Consider the following 21,937-nt stretch of genomic DNA (forward strand, 5'->3'; position numbering starts at 1 on the left):
ATGATTAATTTGCGACATCAGAAATGAACTTAATTCTGAGTATTCTTACCTCATCATCAGATAATTCATCACCAAACTCATCCAGCAAAACTTTCATACTGTCGCTTTCAGATTCACGCATAAACTCCATAAAATCATCTACAATATCTTCATCAAAATTTTCTTCGATATAATAATCAATATTTAGCTTTGTTCCTTGATAAACAATACGTTCCATTTCTTTCAGAAGTTCGCTCATCGAAAGATTTTTAGCTCTTGCAATATCTTCAAGATCAATTTTTTTATCCGTATTCTGAATGATAAAAACTTTATGGCTGGATTTATTCGCAACCTGCTTCAGAACCATATCCTGAGTACGTTCGATATTATTATCTTCTACATATTTAGCTATAAAATCAGCAAATTCTTTTCCGTATTTTTTAGCTTTTCCTTCTCCTACTCCATAGATTTTTGCGATCTCTTCCACCGTGATCGGATACTGCACTGTCATATCTTCAAGACTCGGATCCATAAAAACCGTATAGGGCGGAATCTCGTGCTTTTTAGCAATTTTTTTTCTTAAGTCTTTTAAAAGCGTAAAAAGATTTTGATCTAAGCCTCCTCCCGACTGCATCTGAACCTGATCGCTTTCGGCTTTGCTCTGCGTTAAATCAAATTCGCGGTCTTCAGCAATTTGGAATACTTCTTTAAATTCTCCGTTTAGTAGCTTTCTTCCTTTTTCGGCAATTTTTAAAACGCCGTAAGTTTCAATATCTTTAGTTAAAAAATTCTGAACGGTTGCCTGTCTCAGAATGGTTTTCCAGTAGTTGTCTTTCTCATGCTTTCCGAAACCGAAGAAAGAACTTTTCTCTAATTTATAAGATTTGGTAACCGCTGTTTCTTTTCCGGCAATAACAGAGATTAAATCTTTTGATTTGAATTTTTCTTTGGTCTCATCAATCAGCTGCAAAACTTTTTTCAGATCTTTTGTAGCATTTTTAAGTTTTGGCGGGTTGGCAGAATTATCACACATATTGGCTCCGTCACCATTGACGGGATCAAATTTTTCACCAAAATAATATAGAATATATTGTCTCCTGCTCATGGAAGTTTCTGCATAGCCTACTACTTCATTCAGCAGCTGCAAACCTATTTCTCTCTCGGAAACAGGCTTTTGGGCGAGAAATTTTTCGAGTTTTTCAATATCCTTCGGATCATAAAAAGCGAGACAATATCCTTCACCTCCGTCACGTCCGGCTCGTCCTGTCTCCTGATAATAACTTTCCAGAGATTTCGGAAAATCGTAATGAATCACAAAACGGACATCCGGTTTATCAATCCCCATTCCGAAAGCAATGGTTGCAACGATCACATCTGCTTCTTCCATCAGAAACTTATCCTGATTGGCAACTCTTACCTTTTGGTCTAAACCTGCGTGATAAGGAAGTGCATTGATTCCGTTTACCTGAAGAAGCTGGGAAAACTCCTCTACTTTTCTTCGGCTGAGACAATACACAATTCCTGATTTCCCTTTATTTTTATTGATAAACTTTACAATTTCCTTATCAATATTTACTTTAGGTCTTACCTCATAGAATAAATTCGGTCTGTTAAAACTTTCTTTAAAAACTAAAGCATTGATCATCCCCAAAGTTTTCTGAATATCATCCTGTACTTTAGGAGTTGCGGTTGCTGTTAAAGCAATCACCGGAACATCGGCAATTTTATCTATTATTGATTTTAAATTTCGGTATTCTGGTCTGAAATCATGTCCCCATTCTGAAATACAGTGAGCCTCATCTATCGCAAAGAAAGAAATTTTTACATCTTTTAAAAAATCCAGATAATCTTCTTTAATCAGCGATTCCGGGGCAACATATAAAAGTTTGGTTTTTCCGTTTTTAATATCATCAAAAACCTGTTTGGTCTGGGTTTTATTCAGAGAAGAATTCAAAACGTGCGCAACCCCACTCTCTGAGGATAATCCGTTCACCGCATCTACCTGATTTTTCATCAGGGCGATCAACGGAGAAACAACAATCGCAGTACCTTCGGAAATAAGAGCCGGAAGCTGATAACACAGTGACTTCCCTCCTCCGGTAGGCATTAGCACAAAAATATCTTTTCCATCCAAAAGATTACTGATGATTTCTTCCTGTTGTCCTTTAAAGGTAGAAAACCCAAAGTATTTTTTCAATTCACCTGATAAATTGGCTTTTTTTGCACTCATCTAATTTTGTATTGCTAAATTTGCATCCAATCCAAAGTTATAAAAATTTTAGTTAAAACAAAAGCAATAGATTTTTTAAACCCTCTATTTATATACTGTATAAACTAAAAACTTTGGTAATGTGTATCTTAATTTTAAACAATAATGGAAAGAGACTCTATTATCTCAATTGCGAAAAACACCCTTACCATTGAAATTTCCGAATTAGAAAAACTGAAAGAAAGAGTTGGTGACGAATTTGTGAAAGCCATAGAACTTATTCACTCGGCTAAAGGAAAACTAATTGTGGTAGGAATCGGAAAATCTGCTCATGTAGGTAATAAAATTGTGGCAACACTAAACTCCACCGGAACTCCCGCTCAGTTTTTACATGCTTCCGAAGCTATTCATGGTGATTTGGGTGTCATCCAGAAACAGGATGTCGTTTTATGCATATCCAATTCGGGAAATTCTTCGGAAATTGCCAATCTGGTTACTTATCTTAAAGATTATTCTTCTGCGCTGATCGCAATGACCGGAAACCAAACAAGCAAATTAGCCGTATATGCTGATGTAATTCTGGATACGCATGTGGACATGGAAGCCTGCCCAAATAAATTGGCTCCTACAAGTTCGACAACTATTCAAATGGCTTTGGGAGATGCTTTGGCAGTGTGTTTGATGGAGCTCAATGATTTTAAGGAAAATGATTTTGCCAAATTTCATCCGGGTGGAAGTCTGGGAAAAAATTTAACGGCAAAAGTTGAGCAGTTTTTATCTTCACAAAAACCTTATGTATCTGAAAATGCATCTATAAAAGATGTAATTATTTCCATCAGTGCATCAAGCCACGGAATAACGGTAGTCACAGACGGAGAAAACCTTGTAGGGGTTATCACAGACGGAGATTTAAGAAGAATGCTTTTAAACGGCAATGATATATCTGAAACATTGGCAAAAAACATCATGTCTTCAAAGCCGAAAACAATTGAGAAAGATGCATTGGCAAAAGAAGCAATGAAAATTTTGAAAGATAATAACATCGGGCAACTCGTAGTAACGGAAAACGGAAAATATTTCGGAATTATAGACCTGCACAAATTATTGGATGAAGGAATTAATTAAACTTTAGGCTAATTTAAAATAATATAGAATTATAAAAGCTTTCTGTGTGATATGCTTCAGACATCTGAATTAAGCAAAGTTTTAACTAAATTTGAAACATTAAATTACTATCTGTGAGTGAAGAAAAAGAAATGTCCTTTCTTGGACATATTGGAGAACTAAGAGGGCATCTGATCAGATCTATTCTTGCCATAATCGTAGCAGCAGTTGTTGTTGGATTTAATATTAACTGGATTATGGATCATATTTTTTTCGGTCCCACCAGAAATGATTTTCCTACTTTTAAAATTGTCAATCAGTTTTCACGTTGGGTTTTGGGTGAAGACAGTATTACTCTGCCCGCAGAATTTCCTGTTCGTGTACAGCGCTTATATCAGCAGTTCAATGTAATGATGGCGGTTTCTATCTTTGGTGGTGTAGTAGCTGCTTTTCCTTATATTGTCTGGGAACTTTGGCGGTTTATAAGTCCGGCTTTGCATCCAAATGAAAGAAAAAATTCTATTTTCATCATCAATTCTGTCTGGATTCTTTTTATGACCGGAGTTTTATGCGGATATTTCCTTATTCTTCCATTTGCAGTCAACTTTGGTGTTATATTTAAAATCTCGGATATCATCATCCCTTTATATGATCTTAGTGATTATACTACTCTTTTTCTGCAGGTTGTTTTGGGAATGGGAGTTGTATTTTTATTTCCGGTTCTTATTTATTTCCTTACCAATATCGGAATTCTGAACCCTACTTTTATGAAAACTTACAGAAGACATGCTATTGTACTTATTATGGTTATTGCAGCTATTATTACTCCGGCAGATGTTTTGAGTATGCTTATGGCAGCATTTCCTCTTTTGTTGCTTTATGAGTTTAGTATTGTCATGTGTTCTTACACTTACAAAAAAGTTCTCAAGCGTGAAATGGGTCTGGAAAAAGCAAAATAATTCCTTAAAAATAGACTTACGGGCGGTAAAATATTTGATTTTACCGCTCTTTTCATAAAAAGTGAAATCAATTGTTGTGGATTTTGTATTCCGTTTAATAATATTCTTTATTTTTGGACAGACAAATTCAAAATTAAGATGAAGATCATTTCCTTTGCTGCAATACTTAGTTCAAGCCTATATTTTGGTCAGTTATTTAATCATAATACATCCTTTACCCGATCAGATACTTTAAAAGGCTCCAATACCGAATACCGAGATTTTTGGGATGTTAAAAAATATGAACTTTCTGTAGAACCAGATTTTGAACAGAAAAGCATCTCAGGAAATAACAAAATCAGCTTTGAAATTATTAATGATGTCTTAAATCCCGTATTTCAGATTGATCTTCAACAACCTATGAAAGCCACTAAAGTATTGTGCAGTTTCCCAACTGTTGATGGTTTTAAAAGACAGGGAGATTTTATATTTATTTCAGCAAAGAAAAACTTTAAAAAAGGAGAAAGATTTACAATTGATATACACTATTCCGGTCAGCCCACTATCGCCAAAAATGCACCATGGGATGGCGGATGGGTTTTCACTAAGGACGAAAAAGGAAATCCCTGGATGAGTGTTGCCGATGAAGGGATTGGTGCCTCTGTATGGCTTCCGGTAAAAGATAGCTGGAGTGACGAGCCTGATGAAGGAATAATTATGAATATCATCACACCAATAGGATTGGTAGGTATCGGAAACGGTAGATTAATTGATGAAAAAGTAAAAATGGGAAACTCTATCGGAGACAACAGAACGGTATGGACATGGGAAGTGAAAAATCCTATCAATGCTTATTCTATCATTCCAAACATTGGTAAATATGTAAATTTTAAAGATTCTTATCAAGGCGAAAAAGGAAAACTTGATCTGGATTACTGGGTGATAGATTATAATTTAGAAAAAGCTAAAAAACAGTTTCAGCAAGTAAAACCTATGCTTCAGTCTTTTGAGCATTGGTTCGGACCTTATCCGTTTTACGAAGATTCTTATAAACTGGTGGATTCGCCTTACCTTGGAATGGAACACCAGAGTAATATTGCCTACGGAAATGGGTACAAAAATGGGTATTTAGGAACTGATCTTTCCGGTACAGGAGTCGGGCTAAACTGGGATTACATCATTATCCACGAAAGCGGACACGAGTGGTTTGCCAATAATATCACGGCAAAAGACAAAGCCGATATGTGGATTCACGAAGGATTTACCATGTATTCTGAAGTATTGTTTACCGAAAGTTATATGGATAAAAAATCAGCAGAAATTTATGCGCAGGGAATTCAGAATAATATAGAAAACGATATTCCGATTATCGGAAAGTATGGCGTAAATAATGAAGGCAGCGGCGATATGTACCCTAAAGGTGCAAGCCTGGTGCATACCATCAGACAGATAATTAATAATGACGAAAAATTCCGTCAGATTTTGAGAGGTATCAATAAAGATTTCTATCATCAGACTGTTACTACACAGCAAATTGAAAATTATATTTCAAAGAAAGCTGGAATTGATTTTTCGACTGTTTTTGATCAATATCTCAGAACAACAAAAGTTCCCATTTTGGAATATTCTCAAAAAGGAAATCAACTCAAATTTCGGTATAATAATACTGTAAAGAACCTAAAACTTCCCCTAAAAATTGGTGACCAGACCATTTCTCCTACTGAAGAATGGCAGAATATAAAGCTTCCCGATACAAAACCGGTGCAGTTTAACAGGAATTATTATATCAGATATAAAAAAGTTTAATTAATACATATGAAAAAAAAATTGTTATTAATTCTTATTTTGAATCTATTTTTCAGTTGTAATGCACAAAACAAACATGAGAAAAGAAATACAAAAATCAACGAAAGTTACTTATTAAGCCGTAAACAATTTCAAGGTAAATTAGATTCCGTACAGTTAAAGCAAATCAGAACTTTAATTACCAATGAATTAAAAGTAGAAATCGAAGAAGATAAATCAATATTTATCAATTATTTTCAATACGCAAAAAACTGTAGCGAATACAGTCTGAAAGAAAAATACGCCAACCAATTGATAGATAATTATATTAAGTTATCATCAAAAATAAGTACAACTCATCATGCTGTTGATTTTTTTGTTTTCACAAACGATGCAGTGAATAAAGAGAGATTTGAAAAAAGAGAAAATTACATAAAAGATTCCGGTTTCTTTGCTCAAACCATATTTACATTGCAGGAAAATTGCAGAGCATTTTTTCTATTAAAGCCCAATGGTGAATTTTTGAAACACTACGGTTCAGATTATTTCATTGAAGTAGAAAATTTTTTGAAGAAAAAATAATCACTTTAAAGATATTCTGTAACAAATTCAATTTACAGTCAACTACTTATCTATAATTAATGTAATATGAAAAAAATAGCAATAAGTTTAGGATTACTGGGTGCTTTCTTTTCTAATGCACAGTCAATTAAAACCAATATTGATCTGGTGAATATAAAAGATGATAAAGTAGCAGTAGCCATGGAGTTTCCGAAAATGAAATCGGGAGATGTAAAGTTTCATTTTCCAAAAACCGTTCCCGGAACCTATTCGGTAGATGATTACGGAAGATTTGTAGAAGGAATAAAATTTTTTGACAATAAAGGAAAAGAGCTGGCTTTTACTAAGGTAAATGACAATACGTACTCACTAAAAAATGCACAGTATTTAAGCAAAATAACCTATTTGGTAAATGACAGTTTTGATGAAGAGCAAGACACGTCTAAGCACAAAGCCGTCTTTTCCCCATCCGGAACCAATATTGAAGAAGGTAAAGTATATCTCATCAATACTCATGGTTTTGTAGGATATATTGAAAATATGCAGGATGTTCCTTATCAGCTGATTATCAAAAAACCAACTGATTTCTACGGAACTACGGCTTTGGTAGACCAGGATCAATCCGAAGCGACAGATACTTTCACACTGGCAAATTATGCTAAACTTACCGATTCTCCGCTGATGTATTCCAAACCCGATTACATTACCTTCAATGCAGGAGGAATGGATCTGGTTTTAGGCGTTTATTCCCCAACCGGAAAATATAAAGCTGAAGATTTTAAAGAAAATTTAGAAAAAATGGTTGTCGCCCAGAAAAAATTTCTGGGTGATATGAATACCAATAAAAAATACGCCATCATGCTTTATCTGGGCGGATTAACCGGTCCGCAGATTAAAGGATTCGGAGCGTTGGAACATCATGAGTCAACCAGCGTTGTGCTTCATGAGATGATGCCGAAAGAAGCAATAGACGAAGCAATCGTAGATGTGGTTTCCCACGAGTTTTTCCATACGGTAAATCCTCTGAAAACGCATTCTGAAGAAATTCATTACTTTGATTATGCCAACCCGAAAATGTCTCAACATCTTTGGATGTACGAAGGCGGAACTGAATATTTTGCCAATTTATTTCAGATCCAGGAAGGTTTGATTACCAAAGAGCAGTTCTTGCAGAGAATCAGCGATAAAATTAAAAATTCCAAAAATTATAACGACACGATGCCTTTCACGGTGATGAGCAAAAATATTCTTTTGGATGAATATAAAGACCAGTACAGAAATGTCTATGAAAAAGGAACGCTTCTTACCATGTGTCTGGATATTGAGCTGAGAAAATTATCGAACGGAGAAATGGGTTACCGTGATATGATCAGAAAGCTCTCGCAAAGGTTCGGAGAAAACAAGCCATTTAAAGATGATAAGCTGATTGATGAACTGGTTTCTATCACAGGCTATCCGCAGGTAAAAGACTTTTACAACAAATACATTGCAGGAAGCCAGCCTACTCCGTATGCAGAATATCTGAATATGGTGGGTGTCGAAATTAAAAAACAGGAAACACCGCCGATGTTCTGGTTTATTAAAAATCCTGAGCAAACCGGTTATGATGAGAAAAACAACACCTTTGTTTTTGATGAAAGCTCCGCACTTTCCGCTTTCTCAAAAAGCATCGGATTCAAGATCACCGATGAAGTGGTTGCTTTGGACGGAAAGACAGTGAATGTACAGAATATTCAGGAATTTATCGGCTATGCACAATCTATCAAGGACGGACAAAACGTTACCGTAACTGTTCTTCGCAAAAATGGAGGTAAAACCGATAAAATTGACCTGAAAGGAAAAGCTGTTCTCGAAAAAACAGTCTTAGAAACACTTGAATTTAAACCTAATCCCACTGCTTCCGAGCAAAAACTGCAAAATCAGTGGCTGACCGGAAAAAAATAAACTAAAAAAAGGCTGTTCAATTTTTTTTGGACAGCCTTTTTATTTATGATTTTTTATTGTTTTCTTATGTCCGAATTGTTTGCTGCTATTTTACTGTAAACAAAAGTTTTACATTGTTAAGTGTGAGAATTCCCCTCCTCCGGAGGGGTGGCGAAAATTCGTGAGAATTTTTGACGGGGTGGTTTCATAATTATCTATTTTCAAAAAAGTTCTTAAATTAGTTTAAACTTAAATACAAATGTCAGAAAAACAGATATTCATCCAAATAGATGGTGTCATTATCTCCCGTAATTTCATCGAAAATCTATCTTATAATCGTCTCCCAAAACCTTTAGCAAAAGAAAAAAAATTAGGTGTTTTTTCAGAAGTTTTATTTTGGAAACAGGTTCGAGAAATAAAAGTTTTCACCATATTGATTTTGACAGACAAAGAATTATCGGTAATTATATTGTTGATTTTTTATGTGAAAGCATTAAGTTTGGTTATTGAAATTGATGGAATCAGTCCAGATTTTAAACAGGAATATGATCTACAGAAAACAAAGTTTCTTGAAAGTCTGGATCTGAAAATTTTCAGAATTATCAATTTTGATATGAAGCACAATCTCTCTGTAGCAATGAAAAATCTTGAAAATTTTATCATTAAAAATTATAGTTAAGCTTTTCCAACTAAAAGGTTGATGAAGAAAAACGAGGTGTTCTGTCATTGGAAATAACCACCCCGTCAAAAACTTTAAATTTTTGCCACCCCTCCAAAGGAGGGGAATCTTTACTCGAATAAACGATAAAATAAAAGGCTGCCAAAAAGTTTGGACAGCCTCTTTCTTACTACTTCAAAATTAATGATACAAATCCGGTTCTATAGGATTATTATTCTTTTTAAAACCTTCTTTTGCTTTTTTTTCTATTTCTCTGAAAACTTGGTTAGGATCTGAAATCTCACGTCCATCTGCAGATTTTGTTTTAAACGTAATTTTATTGGTATCGGTATTTTTCATCATCATTTCACGCATATTTTTAGCGGGATCGTTTATATATGCCTTCCAGACTTTTTTGAATTGCTTTTCAGTCGTTTCTATTTCCTTTCCACCTATTCCGAAAATCTGAATTCCCTGCGGAAGCTGTGACTCTTCGCTGTTTACTATATGAATGGTTTTATTTCCTACCAAAGTCATAGAATGTGATCCTGTTGTATCTTCTATTTTCACAATTAAACCTGGAAGTCCGTAAAATTTATAAGGACCATCCTGAAAGGGAAGATCGGTAGAAAACCATGCCGTCCATTCTCTTCCTCCAAATTTTGTTGTAGCTTTCTGAGCATTATACTCTCCTACTTTCTGCTTTTCCGGAAGTATTTTCCATTCGGGTTTTTGATCTTCTTCAATTTTATAACTGTCTGTTGATACTTTCAAAAAAAGAAATGTTTTCAATTCAGGATAGGTTTTGGTCACTTTATAGCCCACCTGTCCCGGTTTTTCGGTGCGGTTGATGGTAAAATTTGTTGAACCTGATTTTATCTGTTTTTCCAAATTGGCTTTTGCTGTGGAATCTGAGATAAATTTGTCCTGGCTGTAATAGCTTGACCCTTCTTTATCAATATCCAGAAGCATCATTTCTGTTTTTACATCGTCTCTATTGGTAGAATCCGGAATAAATTTATATTCATAGAAAAAACGGTTTTGAGCAAAACTGAAAAATCCAAGTAAAATCATTAAAGCTAAAGGTATCTTTTTCATTATTGTATGGTATTAAGCTCTATTCTGTTATTGTTTTTTTTGATATTAGATTTCTGACGCTTCTCCTGTTCTTTCATATTATTGTTTGGGTCGTCAATCATTTTCATGGTGATTCCTCCGGACTGAAGAATTTTTAATCCTTTTGTAGGATCATTTTCGTAATCCTTTACCACTTTGTCATATTGCTTTAAGTTAATAGCAATTTCCTTAGATGCAAAAACATTTTCAGGAACAGAATCAATATTTTTTATTCCTTTCAATGTGAAACTGTGAGATTTCGTCTGGTCTTCCAGTTTTACAATCAATCCCGGAAGACCGTGGAATTTGTAGGGACCGTCCTGAATGGGTATTTCCGTAGTAAACCATGCCATCCAGTGTCTTCCGGCAAAATCTGCTTCCGCTTTCTGAACATTCCATTCTCCGATTCTTTCATTTTCCGAAATGATTTTCCAGTTCATCGGTCTTCTATCTGCAATCTTGTATTTATCCATCAAAATCCTGTCATGTAAGAATACTTCATATTTTGGATATTGTTTGGAAACCGAGTATCTAACGAGACCTTTCCTTGAATCTGCTTTAATATTAATCACTCCTGTAGCTGCCAACTGCTTTTCCAAATCAATTCTGGAGATAGAATCGGAATGATAGACCGTATAGCTGTAAAATCTGGATCCTTCAGATGAAACGTCAAGATTCATCATTTCTGTCTTTACCTCGGAAACATTCGTAGAATCAGGAATAAATTGATATTCGTAGGTAAAGCGTTTATTTTGAGCATTACAAAACAGGACTAAGAAGAATAAAATCGGGATGGTAAATAGTTTTTGTATCATTAAAAGTTATTTTGTTTCTATACGAATTTCATTTTTCCTCTCACCATTATTGTTCGATTTATTAATCTTAATTTTTGAAATATCTTTAGGACTTAAAGTGTCTACTTCACTTCTTGTAACCAGTTTTCCGTTGATATAGATTATGGCATCATCTTCAAAGTTGGATTTGAGAATTGTTGCTCTTTCTATTTCTTTATATTTTTTTGCAGAAGCAGCTAGTTTATCATTCTGGCTATCAAAACTGACGGAACTTGATGTAACTACAGTTTTAGGCGCATGAGCATCTACGGAGAATATCCAAGGATTTCCCTGTAATTCTCTTTGCTGTTTTCTGATTTCTTGCAGTTTTTTCTCAGTTTCGGCTTTTTCCCTGATTAATTTTTCAAGTTTTCTTTTTTCTTTTTTAGTAAGCTCTTTTTTTGAAAAATTAGTTGTTGTGTTAAAAACTTTGTATCCTTTACCTATTTTTCTTAATTCTTCAGTATTTGGACCAAATATATCTTTTCCGTTGATATATAACTTATTAATGTTATCAAACTTTGATTTGAATTCAAGTGAATTAAATTTATCTTTTAATGCTTTAATCTTATCTTCACTTAAAGCCAAATCTTTAAATTCTTTAGAGTTAAACATTTTCTCCAAAGCCTCATCCATATTTTGTTCTAATACTTTGAGGCCTTCATCATTACTTTTATCAAATGTTTTTACTCTGTTATCATTCAGTCTAAAAGTATAGTTTTTACCATTTGGAAGAATTTCTGAAAACTCTAAATCATTAAAAATTTTATCCCTGTCAGCAATCTTTTCCATTTCTTTGGAAAGATTTTTAAGTTCTTTAGCTTTTAATTCAAATTCATAGCTTTTCTCGCCTTTTTCTTTGGCAATTTTCTGAAGTTCTGCAGATTTCTCCTTTGATTTTTCGCTTAAAGTTTTCAGTTTCTCAGACTGTACTTTTAGTTTTTCGCTGGCTTTAGAGATTTTTTCCTGCTGTAGTTTTACAATTTGATCAATTTCAGTTTTGGGAGATACAGTATCTCTTTTAATCTCTGCAGCTGCTTTATCAATCTCGGTATTGGTTTCTATAATTTCTTTGTTTTTTGCGTTCACCATATAAGCAAAAGCAACGGTAAATAGCACTGGTAAGGCAAAAATTCTTCGCGCATACCCGAATTTTGTTTTAGGTTTCTGTAACATTTTAAGTCTTTTTTTAAGGTTAGAACTAAGAAACGGACTTGTTGCTGGCAACTGTGTTCCGGAAAAGTGGCTTGTTAAAAGCATCTGCGCAAATGCTTTCGTGTCCGAATTTTTTACGGCTTTTTTATCAGCCATATATTCATGTATAAGATTAATTTCTTTTTTGATAATGTGGAAAAACGGATTGAACCAAAATACAGAAGTAATGATTTCGACAATGATTTTGTCAACAGAATGTTTCTGCTCAATATGAACCATTTCATGCTTCAGAATCTGTCTTCCGACATCAGAATTTAGCATAATCGTATTTTTCCAAAAAAGATTTTTGAAATAAGAAAAAGGAGCCTCGGACAGATCGGTCTGATAGAAGTTTACTCCTTCAAAGGTTTCTTTTTTAAACTGGGATTTCAGCTGTTGGATTCTAAAAATACCGTAGAGAAATTTCCCTAAAAAATAGAGAGAAACCACTCCCAAAGCTGAAAAAATAATTGTAAGATAAATGTAGTCATTGTTTATAGTTTTTTCTTGGTTTGCATTTTGAAACTGACTGATCAGCAAAAACAGATTATTGCTTACTTCAATAGTAAAATCTTCTACTTTTATTAGAGGCAGTAAAATGGAAACGACCATTGCCGATAAAAGATAAAATCTGTTGTAATGATGAAATGTCCTGTCTTTTAAAGACAACTGATAATACAGAAACATTACACCGGAGCATAGAATTACTTTACCTAAATAAAAAAAGAAAGCTTCCATCATTAATCTTTGTTTTTAAGTTCGTTAAGCAGCATCTCCAGATCTTCAACACTCATTTCGTTTTTCTCGACCAAGAAAGAAACGGCGCTTTTATAAGATCCTTTGAAATAATTTTTCACAAGATTTTTCATAGTTTTACCTGAATACTGTTCCTTGGTAATCAAGGGAAAATATCGGTGCTGTCTGCCGAAAACTTCATAATCTACAAATTCTTTGTCTTTCAGAACTTTCAGGATCGTAGAGACGGTATTAGTATGAGGTTTAGGCTCTGGGTACAAATCCAAAACATCTTTCAGAAAACCTTTTTGTATTTTCCATAAAAACTGCATTACCTGCTCTTCTGCTTTTGTCAAAGTCTGGATTTTCATTTTTATTATAATTATTTACAAATTTTTATCACTAATCAATTAGTTATACAAATGTAGAAATTATTTTATTTCTTACAACTATTTTTATAGTTATAAATTGTTAAAATTATTTAAGTGATTGATTTTCATAACAATAACTTGAAATAAAGATATTATTTTTCAATTACCATAATCTCAAGTTATCACAAAAACATGCTATTTTAGGTAAAATTCTTAAAATTTGTTAAATTATATTAAATAAAATCAAAATGAATACGGCTAAAATGAGAAAATATATTTATTTTAGTGCTTTAAAAATTTCTCATGAAAAGATATACGCTATTTTCTGTATTATTACTATTATTTTTTAATGTGGTTTCAGCACAGTCGTCCTCAGTCTTTGGATCTGTGACCGAAGCAAAATCAAAAATTGAAAGCACCGTTCCTGTTGTGTTGGAACATCTTAAAAAAATAAGTGAATCACAAGGAGATCATTCCATCTATACCAACGGAAAAGAAGCTCTGAAAAAAGAATATGAAACGGTTGCGCTTGAATTTGACCTTTACAGAGGTAATATGGCCAACTGTATTTTAGGCAGATCAAAAAAGGCTACTAAATGTATGAATTATCATACTTTGTATTTTAGAAATACTTTAGGTAATTACAACAACTACATGAATTATATTACCAAGAAAAACGGTTATCTGGGAGTAGAAGATGAATCTGTAAAATTAGATTTTAAACCGACAGAAATCGCCACTAAAGTTGATACTGATTTTACAGCAGCATCAAAGGCGGTAAAAAAACTAAAAGGTAACAGCAAATCATCCTATTTTGAGCAGGTAAAATCTGAGGATTTTAAATTGGCTCCTTTTGATACCCTAGCTAAAGAAAATTAATTTTTTATTGTAATAATAAAAATCCGGTAAACACCGGATTTTTTTGCTTACTTTTCATCAACAATTTTCCCAAAACTTGCACTTCTAATAAAGACATTTGTTAAAGACAAGAAAAAATACCAAACTTTAATGATAAACCCTGAAAATATTGATTTTCAGGGTTGATTTATTCTTTATTTTAAGTTTTATTACATATAAGCTTCAATCGGCTCACAAGTACAAACCAAATTTCTATCGCCATAAGCTTCATCTACTCTGGAAACTGAAGCAAAGAATTTATGATCTCTTACCCAATCCAAAGGATAAGCTGCCTTTTCTCTGCTATATGGTTTGTCCCAAGAATCTGAAACAACGATCTGCTCTGTATGAGGTGCATTCTTCAATACATTGTTTGAAGGATCTGCTTCTCCGTTAGCAATCTCATCAATTTCCTGTTTAATAGAAATCAGAGCTTCTGCAAAACGATCAATTTCTGCTTTATTTTCAGATTCAGTAGGCTCAATCATCAATGTTCCTGCAACCGGGAAAGAAACTGTAGGAGCATGGAAACCATAATCCATCAATCTTTTGGCCACATCTGCCACTTCAATTCCTAAAGATTTAAACTGTCTGAAATCTACTATACACTCATGGGCTACTCTTCCGTTTTTGTTAGAATATAAAATCGGGAAATGCTCTGCTAAAATTTCTTTCAAATAATTAGCATTAAGAATTGCGTGTTCGGTTGATTTTTTCAATCCAACAGTTCCCAGCATTTTAATATAAGCGTAAGAAATATTCAGAATCAAACCAGAACCATAAGGTGCTGCTGAAATTCCTTCAATTGCATCTTTAGATCCTACGTTGATATTAGCGTTATTAGGAAGGAAAGGAACCAAATGCTTTGCAACACAGATCGGACCCACTCCAGGACCTCCTCCTCCGTGAGGAATAGCGAAAGTTTTGTGTAAGTTTAAGTGGCAAACATCTGCTCCAATATTTCCAGGACTGGTATAACCAACCTGAGCATTCATGTTAGCTCCGTCCATATAAACCTGTCCGCCATGTTCGTGAATAAGACTTGTGATTTCTTTAATATTTGCATCAAAGAAACCATAAGTAGACGGATATGTGATCATCACACAAGATAAATTAGCAGAATGCTGTTCAGTTTTGGCTTTTAAATCTTCAAAATCAATTTCGCCGCTCTCAAGATTCTTAACAACAACGATCTTCATCCCCGCCATTGCAGCAGAAGCAGGATTGGTTCCGTGAGCTGACTGAGGAATCAAAACTACATTTCTGTGACCTTCCCCTCTTGAGATATGATATTGTCTGATTACCATCAAACCTGCATATTCTCCCTGCGCTCCGGAATTTGGCTGTAAAGAAGTTCCTGCGAAACCTGTAATTTCTGCAAGATCTTTCTCCAGCTCATGAATCATTTCCTGATATCCTTTTGCCTGTTCTACCGGAACGAAAGGATGCACACTTCCCCAGTTATCCCAAGAAAGAGGCAGCATCTGAGTAGCGGCGTTCAGCTTCATGGTACAAGATCCTAAAGAAATCATAGAATGCGTTAAAGAAAGATCTTTTCTTTCCAAACGCTTAATATAACGCATCAATTCCGTTTCTGTATGATATTTATTGAATACTTCTTCAGTAAGAATTTCGTCTGTTCTCAAAATATCCGAAGGAATACTGTATTCTTCTTTTAGTTCTAATTTGAAAGCCTGCTTATCATTGAAACGAGCAAATGAAGTCATCAGGTAATTCAGCTTTTCAATGGTTGTGCTTTCATTGATGGCAATACTTACCACACCTTCTGTGAAATAATTGAGATTGATTTTATGATCTTTCATCATTCTCATCAGTCTTGCTTTATCCTCTTCACTTATCAGGATTTTCACAGTGTCAAAAATCGGCTCTTCAACGGTATTGTAACCTAAAGTTTTCAAACCATTATTCAAGGCATTTGCCTTAAAGTGAATCTGATCTGCAATATAATTCAATCCTTTCGGACCGTGATAAACAGCATACATTCCAGCCATTACCGCCAAAAGTACCTGAGCTGTACAGATATTAGAGGTAGCTCTTTCTCTTTTGATGTGCTGCTCTCTTGTCTGCAAAGCCATTCTCAACGCACGTTTTCCGTAGGCATCCTGAGAAACACCAATGATTCTTCCGGGAATGTCTCTTTTGTAATCTTCCTTACAAGAAAAGAAAGCTGCATGAGGACCACCATAACCCATTGGAATCCCAAATCTCTGGGTAGTTCCTACAGCACAATCTGCTCCCATAGAAGCAGGGGATTTTAATTTTACCAACGCCATCGGATCACAGGCAACCACAACCTGCAAATCTAACTTTTTATATTCAGAAATATTCTCGGTATAATCCAGAACAATTCCGTTTTTGCCAGGATATTGTAATAAAACTCCATAATAAGATTCATCAAAAGAATGAGTTTGGTGATCTCCTATTACAATTTCTATTTCTAAACCTTGTGCCTTCGTTTTTAGCACAGAAACAGTCTGTGGCAATACCAGATCTGATACAAAAAACTTATTGGCTCCGGATTTTTTCTGATCTTTGGTTATGTTGTTTAAAAACATATGCATTGCTTCTGCAGCAGCAGTAGATTCATCCAGTAAGGAGGCATTTGCCAAAGCAAAACCCGTAAGATCGCACACAACAGTCTGGAAATTAAGAAGAGCTTCTAATCTTCCCTGTGCAATTTCTGCCTGATAAGGAGTGTAAGCAGTGTACCAGCTAGGATTTTCAAAGATATTTCTCTGAATAGCTGAAGGAAGAAGGGTGTTGTAATATCCGAATCCGATGTAGCTTGTGAATTCTGTATTTTTAGAAGCTAATTCTTTAGAATGATTCAACATTTCGTATTCCGAAAGCGGTTCCGAAATTTCAAGATCTTTTTCTAAACGGATAGACGAAGGAATGGTCTGAGAAATTAATTCCTCAATATCGGAAACGCCAATTCTTTCCAACATTGCCTGTTTATCGGCTTCATTAAGGGAGATGTGACGGCTCACAAACTGTTCTGTATTCATTTTTTATATTAGATTTTGATTGTAAAAAAGGTTCGTAAAATTACGCTTTTTCCGATGACTATACAATAGAAAATTACATAATCAAAATAGATTATGAATACAGAAATGATAGATGAATGTTTGCTTAATAACCAGATTATTACACATTAAATTTCTTTAAAAGCTGCTACAAATTATTATGGTGAAAAATCAGCAAAAAAAATTAATTATATTTATTCTAAATTAATATATTTGTCACATGAATACCATTATTCCTTTTAAAGTTCCGACTCTGACTCCGGTACTGTCATCCGGAAAAGAAGAAATGTTTTGTGAAAAAAAATCCTGTTGCAAAAAATTTAAAAAAGGTAAAAGATGCAAAAAATGCCCGGGAAGAAAAAAAATGGCTTAACCAAAGCTATTAATGAGAAAATAAATTGCTAGCAAAAGCAAAATTACAGCCGCAATAATTCTAAAAACTTTCGGTTGACCGGATGGATTTGCAGCAGTTTTTGGCTGAGATTTGAATAAATCTTCTGCCTTATCCCTGAATTTCTCCCCATCGTTTTCAAAAACTTCTGTAATGGTAATTCCCTGCACTACGGTTTTATGCAGTTGTGAATTGGTTGCATGAAGCAAAATCTGAAATTTCCCGTCCTTAAACTCAGTAATTTTGAAAACTCTTTCTCCATAAGCCTTCTCCAGTCCAAAAGGTAAAACCTTCACTACATCAGCATTCTGAGTCTGCCAATTGATGATGATTTCTTCTCCTTTTTTTGCATGGATTTTATTAGCAGTGAATGTTTTGATGGACGGCGGAATATTGTATCTGAAACTTTTCTGATGATTTTCTAAATTCTGATCATAAGTCTTTCTTCTATCTCTGTCATTCAATGTTTCATAAGCTTCCTGAATTTCACGAAAGCGATCAGCAAAAAAACCATCATTTTCATTTTTATCCGGATGGTATTTTAATGAGAGTTTTCTGTAAGATTTTTTGATGTCTTCTTCTGAAGCATCATGAGAAATCCCGAGAAAATAGTAGTAATCTTTCATTGAACTCTACAAAAATAAGGAATTTGATTTTGATTAAGCATATTTGGATATGGTAATTTTTTATAAAAATTCACCCCGGAAAGCGTAGCTTTCCGGGGTGAATTGAACAATTTCATTTAGTTATCAAAAGAATTATGCTTCAATAAAATTCTCTTTTTTAAACTCTTTCTTACAGCATTTTGAAGCAAACTCTTTTCTTAGTTTTCCTTTTAATTCATGATAATCCTCTTCATTCATCTCTCTGATTTTATCTGCAAAACCAAAAGGTGATTTTTCTCTGATTCCGTACTCTTCAAAAATACCTTTTACGAATCTTTTTCTTTGAATTGCTTTTTTAGCAATCATAGCAATTCCTGCTACAGCAAGTGCTCCTAAGGCACCTTTCATTACTGAATTTTTCATTTCTTAATTTTAAATTTTACTACTTTTTTATAAAGACGAATCTGCTTTAATTTTACTACTTCAAAAAATTAAAATCATTCGTTATTTTTGTTAAAAAAACCTCCGGAACATTTCTGTCTCCAGATTTCTTTGAATTTTTCCTTTTCTTCCTCTGTCATTCCTTCCATTTTATGCTGCAGATGTTTTTCTTTCATCTGTCTCATTCCTTGTCCGAACTTTCCATGAAAACCTCCAAACAGAATTTTACTTAATATCAAAATTCCCATTGCCTGCCAAAAGGTGATTGCCTTTACTCCTAAAATTTCAGGCAGAAGACAGTTCCAAAGCAACATGACGATCCATGAAATCAACAAAAAGATAATTGGCGGACATAAAATAATGCAAAACCACCAGCCTTTTCTATATTTATTTTTATTTTTCATTTTCAAATTAATTGTTTAAATCTTCGTATAATTTTCTCAATCGGTTTCTTAAATGCTTTACTGCATAGTTTTTTCTGCTGATAATCGTTTTAATATTTTCTCCTTGCTCATCCGCAATCTGCTGTAAAGTTTTATCATTAAGTTCGTTTTCGGTATAGACCAGTCTTTGCTTTTCGGGAAGCTCATCCAAGGCTTCAAAAAGTTTTTTCCAGATTTCATCCTGAAACATCTTGATTTCCGGACCGGCACTTTCATCCATCAGCAGAATATCTTTAATAGAAAATTCACCGTTTTCATCTTCGTAAACAAAATCTTCCAGATTTTCTGTTTTCTTCTTTCTGTATTTGTCGGTAATCTTATTAGCCGTTACTCTATACAGCCATCCACCGATATTCACAATTTCAGAAAGATTGGTAAGACTGCTGAACTGATACCAGACTTCCTGCAGAATATCTTCTGCATCTTCGGTATTTTTTACTTTAGGACGGATAAAAGACATCAGTTTACCACCGTAACTGGATACGGTTTGAGAAATGATGTTTTCCTTTTCCTTCTGTGGCATTGATATTTTTTCGACAACCTCCATATTGCTATGACGATTGTAGTTTTTGTTTTACTTTATTAAAATTAAAATATTTTTGATTATTCTCAATCTAAGATGTTTTTAATGTTCTGAAGATTGAATATTTCAAATTAATCCGAAACTGATCTAAGATTTTTTAAAATAAAAAAACACCAAAGATATCTTTAGTGTTCTTAAATATACAGTAAATCTAAACAGTTTTTTCAAATATATTGTGAAAATCACTGATTTTTAATTAAACTCATTACCTGACTTTCAGATTCCGAAATAACTTTCCAGATTTGCTTGAAAGCAGGATAATATTCTTTAGGATAATCTGCGCTTGCAATCTTCACTTCAGATGTTACAAAAATTTTATTGTCTTTATTTTCCACAATATAAGAATAAGAAATTTCTTTATCATCTGTTGTAATTTTTTTGCTTTTCGGTAAGTCTGAAACAGTGTAACCTTCAGGAATTTCTATTTCCACTTTTTTCACCCTTGTAAAAGGCGACACAAAGTTGATCATGTATTTTCTTTCTTCTGTTTCATTAAAATCGGTTCCTGACTGATTAAGAAACAAAAGAGGATTGAAAATTTTCTTTTTTCCCACATTATCAATCAGATTCTGAGAGCTGAAACTCATTTTAGATTCAAAGTCACCATTCGCCAGAACAGTTGAAGTAATATCGGTAAAATCCTGCGGGAAATTTTCTTTGTATTGCTTTTTATATTTATCCGGGTTTTCATCGTAGCTTTCTTTAGCATTCAATGCCAAAAGTCCGGCATCTCGGTCAAAATATCTTCCGGATATTGATCCGTCTTCATTTAATTTTGCTTTTGCCGTAAGGTTGGCGTAACTCATTTTTGCATTAAACATACTGATTACTTCTGCTTTATCATCCTTTATAAGAAGCCCATTATTATTCCAGACTCTGGAAGGTAGAAGATTTACCTGAGATTGTTTTGAAGTGGCATCAAAGAGATAAAACTTACCATCAATTTCTACTCCTGCAATTACGTAATTGAAATTACCCAAATTAGGAAAAGCTAAATTAAGCGCTCCGTTTTTAACCGTCGAAATTAAAATAGGATTTGAGGTAATTCCTGCACTTCTGAACATAGCAACCAATAAGAGATTAAGATCTGCGGTGTTTCCTGTCTTCGTTTTGAGAAGTTCTCTGATGCCGTTTTCAGCATAATAACCATTGTTATAATTCCATGTATAATTTGCTTTTACATAATCTAAAATTTTATTGGCGCGGTTAAGTTCATTTTTTTCATCCATTATTCCTTCCGGCATCACCTCTTTTACCAAGCGGTCTTTTTTATACTGCGAGCCAAAATCTTCGTGATCCCATAATTTTTTTCTGATATCTTCCCATGTTGAAGTATACATTTTTAAATTGTTCCCAAAATAAGTAGAATGCAACTCAGCCCTGATTTTTGTTCTGTAGTTATCATTATTCTTTACATATTTTTCGGTTTTAAATCCTTTTAGATTATCGTATCCGAAGCGATAGGTTTTATGCTGCGAACCGTACAGAACATCTTCTTTCAACACCTTATATTTGGGATTTAAACTTCCCGTGAAATCTACACTGTAAGAAACCTGAATTGGGGTATCAAAAACATATTCCGTATAAACCGAAGGGATATCCAGCTCAATATAAGTCTGTGGAATCTCATAGGTGAATGGTGAAGAAACCTCGTACTGATATTCAATTATAGATCCGTTTTTGATATTAGGAAATGCATATTTACTGACAGTATAATATTTATTTTCTTTAGATCTAAATTTAGAACTCTTCTCAACCTTTGTTTCGGTGATCTTATCTCCCTCCAGATTATAAACCACCGCTTTTATATTATCTAAAACTTCTCTGTCGCCGGAATTATTATCATATAAAGGAATCTCCAGATTGTGCCATTCTTCAGATTTATCTTTTTCATAAATTTTTACTCTGTAAATATTTTTCTTTTTTAGATATCCGTTGTTATTATCAATTCTGTAATGTACGGAACGGTACAGCAACTCGGCAGGAGCTTTAGGATCAATAGCCGATTTTTCTTTGGTTAAATCTTCTTTATTAAATTTAGGCATCTTCAAAAACTGCTGATTCTGTGCAGATAAAGAAATGCTCATAGAAAAGAAGAAAACTTTAATAAAACTTTTCATGTTA

Annotated in this window: 18 protein-coding genes; 7 read left to right on the forward strand and 11 right to left on the reverse strand. The window is 33.9% G+C overall.

What is annotated here, in order from left to right; genetic code table 11:
• Positions 1 to 4: 4 nt before the first annotated feature.
• A complete protein-coding gene (recQ, locus tag FOL89_RS07605; protein ID WP_144282230.1) occupies positions 5 to 2,209 on the reverse strand; it encodes a DNA helicase RecQ in 2,205 nt (734 codons plus the stop codon).
• Between the two features lie 144 nt (positions 2,210 to 2,353).
• On the opposite strand from recQ, the gene FOL89_RS07610 reads away from it, so the two are divergent.
• From FOL89_RS07610 to FOL89_RS17760, 6 genes are all read left to right on the forward strand, one after another.
• Positions 2,354 to 3,313, forward strand: a complete 960-nt coding sequence (locus FOL89_RS07610; protein WP_144282231.1) for a KpsF/GutQ family sugar-phosphate isomerase — start codon at positions 2,354 to 2,356, stop codon at positions 3,311 to 3,313.
• Between the two features lie 113 nt (positions 3,314 to 3,426).
• Positions 3,427 to 4,251, forward strand: a complete 825-nt coding sequence (tatC, locus tag FOL89_RS07615) for a twin-arginine translocase subunit TatC (RefSeq protein ID WP_185146941.1) — start codon at positions 3,427 to 3,429, stop codon at positions 4,249 to 4,251.
• A 138-nt stretch (positions 4,252 to 4,389) separates the two neighbouring features.
• Positions 4,390 to 6,036, forward strand: coding sequence for a M1 family metallopeptidase (locus tag FOL89_RS07620; protein ID WP_144282232.1), 1,647 nt, complete (start codon positions 4,390 to 4,392; stop codon positions 6,034 to 6,036).
• A gap of 9 nt (positions 6,037 to 6,045) precedes the next feature.
• On the forward strand, positions 6,046 to 6,597 hold the full coding sequence (locus FOL89_RS07625; RefSeq protein WP_144282233.1) for a hypothetical protein: 552 nt from the start codon (positions 6,046 to 6,048) through the stop codon (positions 6,595 to 6,597).
• Between the two features lie 66 nt (positions 6,598 to 6,663).
• Positions 6,664 to 8,520 carry a M61 family metallopeptidase gene (locus FOL89_RS07630; RefSeq protein WP_144282234.1) on the forward strand — a complete coding sequence of 619 codons (1,857 nt, stop codon included), beginning with the start codon at positions 6,664 to 6,666 and terminating at the stop codon, positions 8,518 to 8,520.
• A gap of 238 nt (positions 8,521 to 8,758) precedes the next feature.
• Positions 8,759 to 9,178, forward strand: a complete 420-nt coding sequence (locus tag FOL89_RS17760; protein ID WP_262710796.1) for an endonuclease domain-containing protein — start codon at positions 8,759 to 8,761, stop codon at positions 9,176 to 9,178.
• A 180-nt stretch (positions 9,179 to 9,358) separates the two neighbouring features.
• Here FOL89_RS17760 and FOL89_RS07640 read toward each other — a convergent pair whose 3' ends face one another.
• From FOL89_RS07640 to FOL89_RS07655, 4 genes are read right to left on the reverse strand one after another with little or no spacing between them, the layout of a single operon-like run.
• Positions 9,359 to 10,255 carry a GLPGLI family protein gene (locus tag FOL89_RS07640; RefSeq protein WP_144282235.1) on the reverse strand — a complete coding sequence of 299 codons (897 nt, stop codon included), beginning with the start codon at positions 10,253 to 10,255 and terminating at the stop codon, positions 9,359 to 9,361.
• Positions 10,255 to 11,088, reverse strand: a complete 834-nt coding sequence (locus tag FOL89_RS07645; RefSeq protein ID WP_144282236.1) for a GLPGLI family protein — start codon at positions 11,086 to 11,088, stop codon at positions 10,255 to 10,257. The genes FOL89_RS07640 and FOL89_RS07645 overlap by 1 nt, the downstream gene beginning before the upstream one ends.
• A 6-nt stretch (positions 11,089 to 11,094) precedes the next feature.
• The gene (locus FOL89_RS07650) at positions 11,095 to 13,041 is read right to left on the reverse strand and encodes a M56 family metallopeptidase (RefSeq protein ID WP_228444878.1); all 1,947 of its coding nucleotides are present in this window, start codon (positions 13,039 to 13,041) and stop codon (positions 11,095 to 11,097) included.
• Entirely contained in the window at positions 13,041 to 13,406 is a 366-nt protein-coding gene (locus tag FOL89_RS07655; RefSeq protein ID WP_143883560.1) for a BlaI/MecI/CopY family transcriptional regulator, read from the reverse strand. Before FOL89_RS07655 ends, FOL89_RS07650 begins: the two co-directional genes overlap by 1 nt.
• Before the next feature lie 303 nt (positions 13,407 to 13,709).
• On the opposite strand from FOL89_RS07655, the gene FOL89_RS07660 reads away from it, so the two are divergent.
• Positions 13,710 to 14,285, forward strand: coding sequence for a hypothetical protein (locus FOL89_RS07660; protein ID WP_144282237.1), 576 nt, complete (start codon positions 13,710 to 13,712; stop codon positions 14,283 to 14,285).
• A 188-nt stretch (positions 14,286 to 14,473) separates the two neighbouring features.
• Here FOL89_RS07660 and gcvP read toward each other — a convergent pair whose 3' ends face one another.
• From gcvP to FOL89_RS07690, 6 genes are all read right to left on the reverse strand, one after another.
• The gene (gene gcvP, locus FOL89_RS07665) at positions 14,474 to 17,332 is read right to left on the reverse strand and encodes an aminomethyl-transferring glycine dehydrogenase (RefSeq protein ID WP_144282238.1); all 2,859 of its coding nucleotides are present in this window, start codon (positions 17,330 to 17,332) and stop codon (positions 14,474 to 14,476) included.
• A 387-nt stretch (positions 17,333 to 17,719) separates the two neighbouring features.
• Positions 17,720 to 18,367 carry a J domain-containing protein gene (locus FOL89_RS07670; protein ID WP_144282239.1) on the reverse strand — a complete coding sequence of 216 codons (648 nt, stop codon included), beginning with the start codon at positions 18,365 to 18,367 and terminating at the stop codon, positions 17,720 to 17,722.
• Between the two features lie 132 nt (positions 18,368 to 18,499).
• A complete protein-coding gene (locus FOL89_RS07675) occupies positions 18,500 to 18,769 on the reverse strand; it encodes a hypothetical protein (RefSeq protein ID WP_144282240.1) in 270 nt (89 codons plus the stop codon).
• 74 nt (positions 18,770 to 18,843) lie between these two features.
• Positions 18,844 to 19,191, reverse strand: a complete 348-nt coding sequence (locus FOL89_RS07680) for a hypothetical protein (protein ID WP_144282241.1) — start codon at positions 19,189 to 19,191, stop codon at positions 18,844 to 18,846.
• Between the two features lie 7 nt (positions 19,192 to 19,198).
• Positions 19,199 to 19,753, reverse strand: a complete 555-nt coding sequence (locus tag FOL89_RS07685) for an RNA polymerase sigma factor (RefSeq protein ID WP_228444879.1) — start codon at positions 19,751 to 19,753, stop codon at positions 19,199 to 19,201.
• A 242-nt stretch (positions 19,754 to 19,995) separates the two neighbouring features.
• Positions 19,996 to 21,933, reverse strand: coding sequence for a transglutaminase-like domain-containing protein (locus tag FOL89_RS07690; protein ID WP_144282243.1), 1,938 nt, complete (start codon positions 21,931 to 21,933; stop codon positions 19,996 to 19,998).
• Positions 21,934 to 21,937: the final 4 nt, after the last annotated feature.

Source organism: Chryseobacterium echinoideorum (assembly GCF_007474535.1).
In the GTDB taxonomy this organism is placed as follows: Bacteria; Bacteroidota; Bacteroidia; order Flavobacteriales; family Weeksellaceae; genus Chryseobacterium; species Chryseobacterium echinoideorum.

Bases quoted from the DNA above. Each gene is read 5' to 3' on its own strand.
- FOL89_RS07685 (WP_228444879.1), bottom strand. From the start codon at position 19,753: ATGCCACAGAAGGAAAAGGAAAACATCATTTCTCAAACCGTATCCAGT.
- recQ (WP_144282230.1), bottom strand. From the start codon at position 2,209: ATGAGTGCAAAAAAAGCCAATTTATCAGGTGAATTGAAAAAATACTTT.
- FOL89_RS07645 (WP_144282236.1), bottom strand. From the start codon at position 11,088: ATGATACAAAAACTATTTACCATCCCGATTTTATTCTTCTTAGTCCTG.
- FOL89_RS07630 (WP_144282234.1), top strand. From the start codon at position 6,664: ATGAAAAAAATAGCAATAAGTTTAGGATTACTGGGTGCTTTCTTTTCT.
- FOL89_RS07640 (WP_144282235.1), bottom strand. From the start codon at position 10,255: ATGAAAAAGATACCTTTAGCTTTAATGATTTTACTTGGATTTTTCAGT.
- FOL89_RS07690 (WP_144282243.1), bottom strand. From the start codon at position 21,933: ATGAAAAGTTTTATTAAAGTTTTCTTCTTTTCTATGAGCATTTCTTTA.
- FOL89_RS07660 (WP_144282237.1), top strand. From the start codon at position 13,710: ATGAAAAGATATACGCTATTTTCTGTATTATTACTATTATTTTTTAAT.
- FOL89_RS07675 (WP_144282240.1), bottom strand. From the start codon at position 18,769: ATGAAAAATTCAGTAATGAAAGGTGCCTTAGGAGCACTTGCTGTAGCA.
- FOL89_RS07650 (WP_228444878.1), bottom strand. From the start codon at position 13,041: ATGATGGAAGCTTTCTTTTTTTATTTAGGTAAAGTAATTCTATGCTCC.
- FOL89_RS07670 (WP_144282239.1), bottom strand. From the start codon at position 18,367: ATGAAAGATTACTACTATTTTCTCGGGATTTCTCATGATGCTTCAGAA.
- FOL89_RS07620 (WP_144282232.1), top strand. From the start codon at position 4,390: ATGAAGATCATTTCCTTTGCTGCAATACTTAGTTCAAGCCTATATTTT.
- FOL89_RS17760 (WP_262710796.1), top strand. From the start codon at position 8,759: ATGTCAGAAAAACAGATATTCATCCAAATAGATGGTGTCATTATCTCC.
- FOL89_RS07610 (WP_144282231.1), top strand. From the start codon at position 2,354: ATGGAAAGAGACTCTATTATCTCAATTGCGAAAAACACCCTTACCATT.
- gcvP (WP_144282238.1), bottom strand. From the start codon at position 17,332: ATGAATACAGAACAGTTTGTGAGCCGTCACATCTCCCTTAATGAAGCC.
- FOL89_RS07655 (WP_143883560.1), bottom strand. From the start codon at position 13,406: ATGAAAATCCAGACTTTGACAAAAGCAGAAGAGCAGGTAATGCAGTTT.
- FOL89_RS07625 (WP_144282233.1), top strand. From the start codon at position 6,046: ATGAAAAAAAAATTGTTATTAATTCTTATTTTGAATCTATTTTTCAGT.
- FOL89_RS07680 (WP_144282241.1), bottom strand. From the start codon at position 19,191: ATGAAAAATAAAAATAAATATAGAAAAGGCTGGTGGTTTTGCATTATT.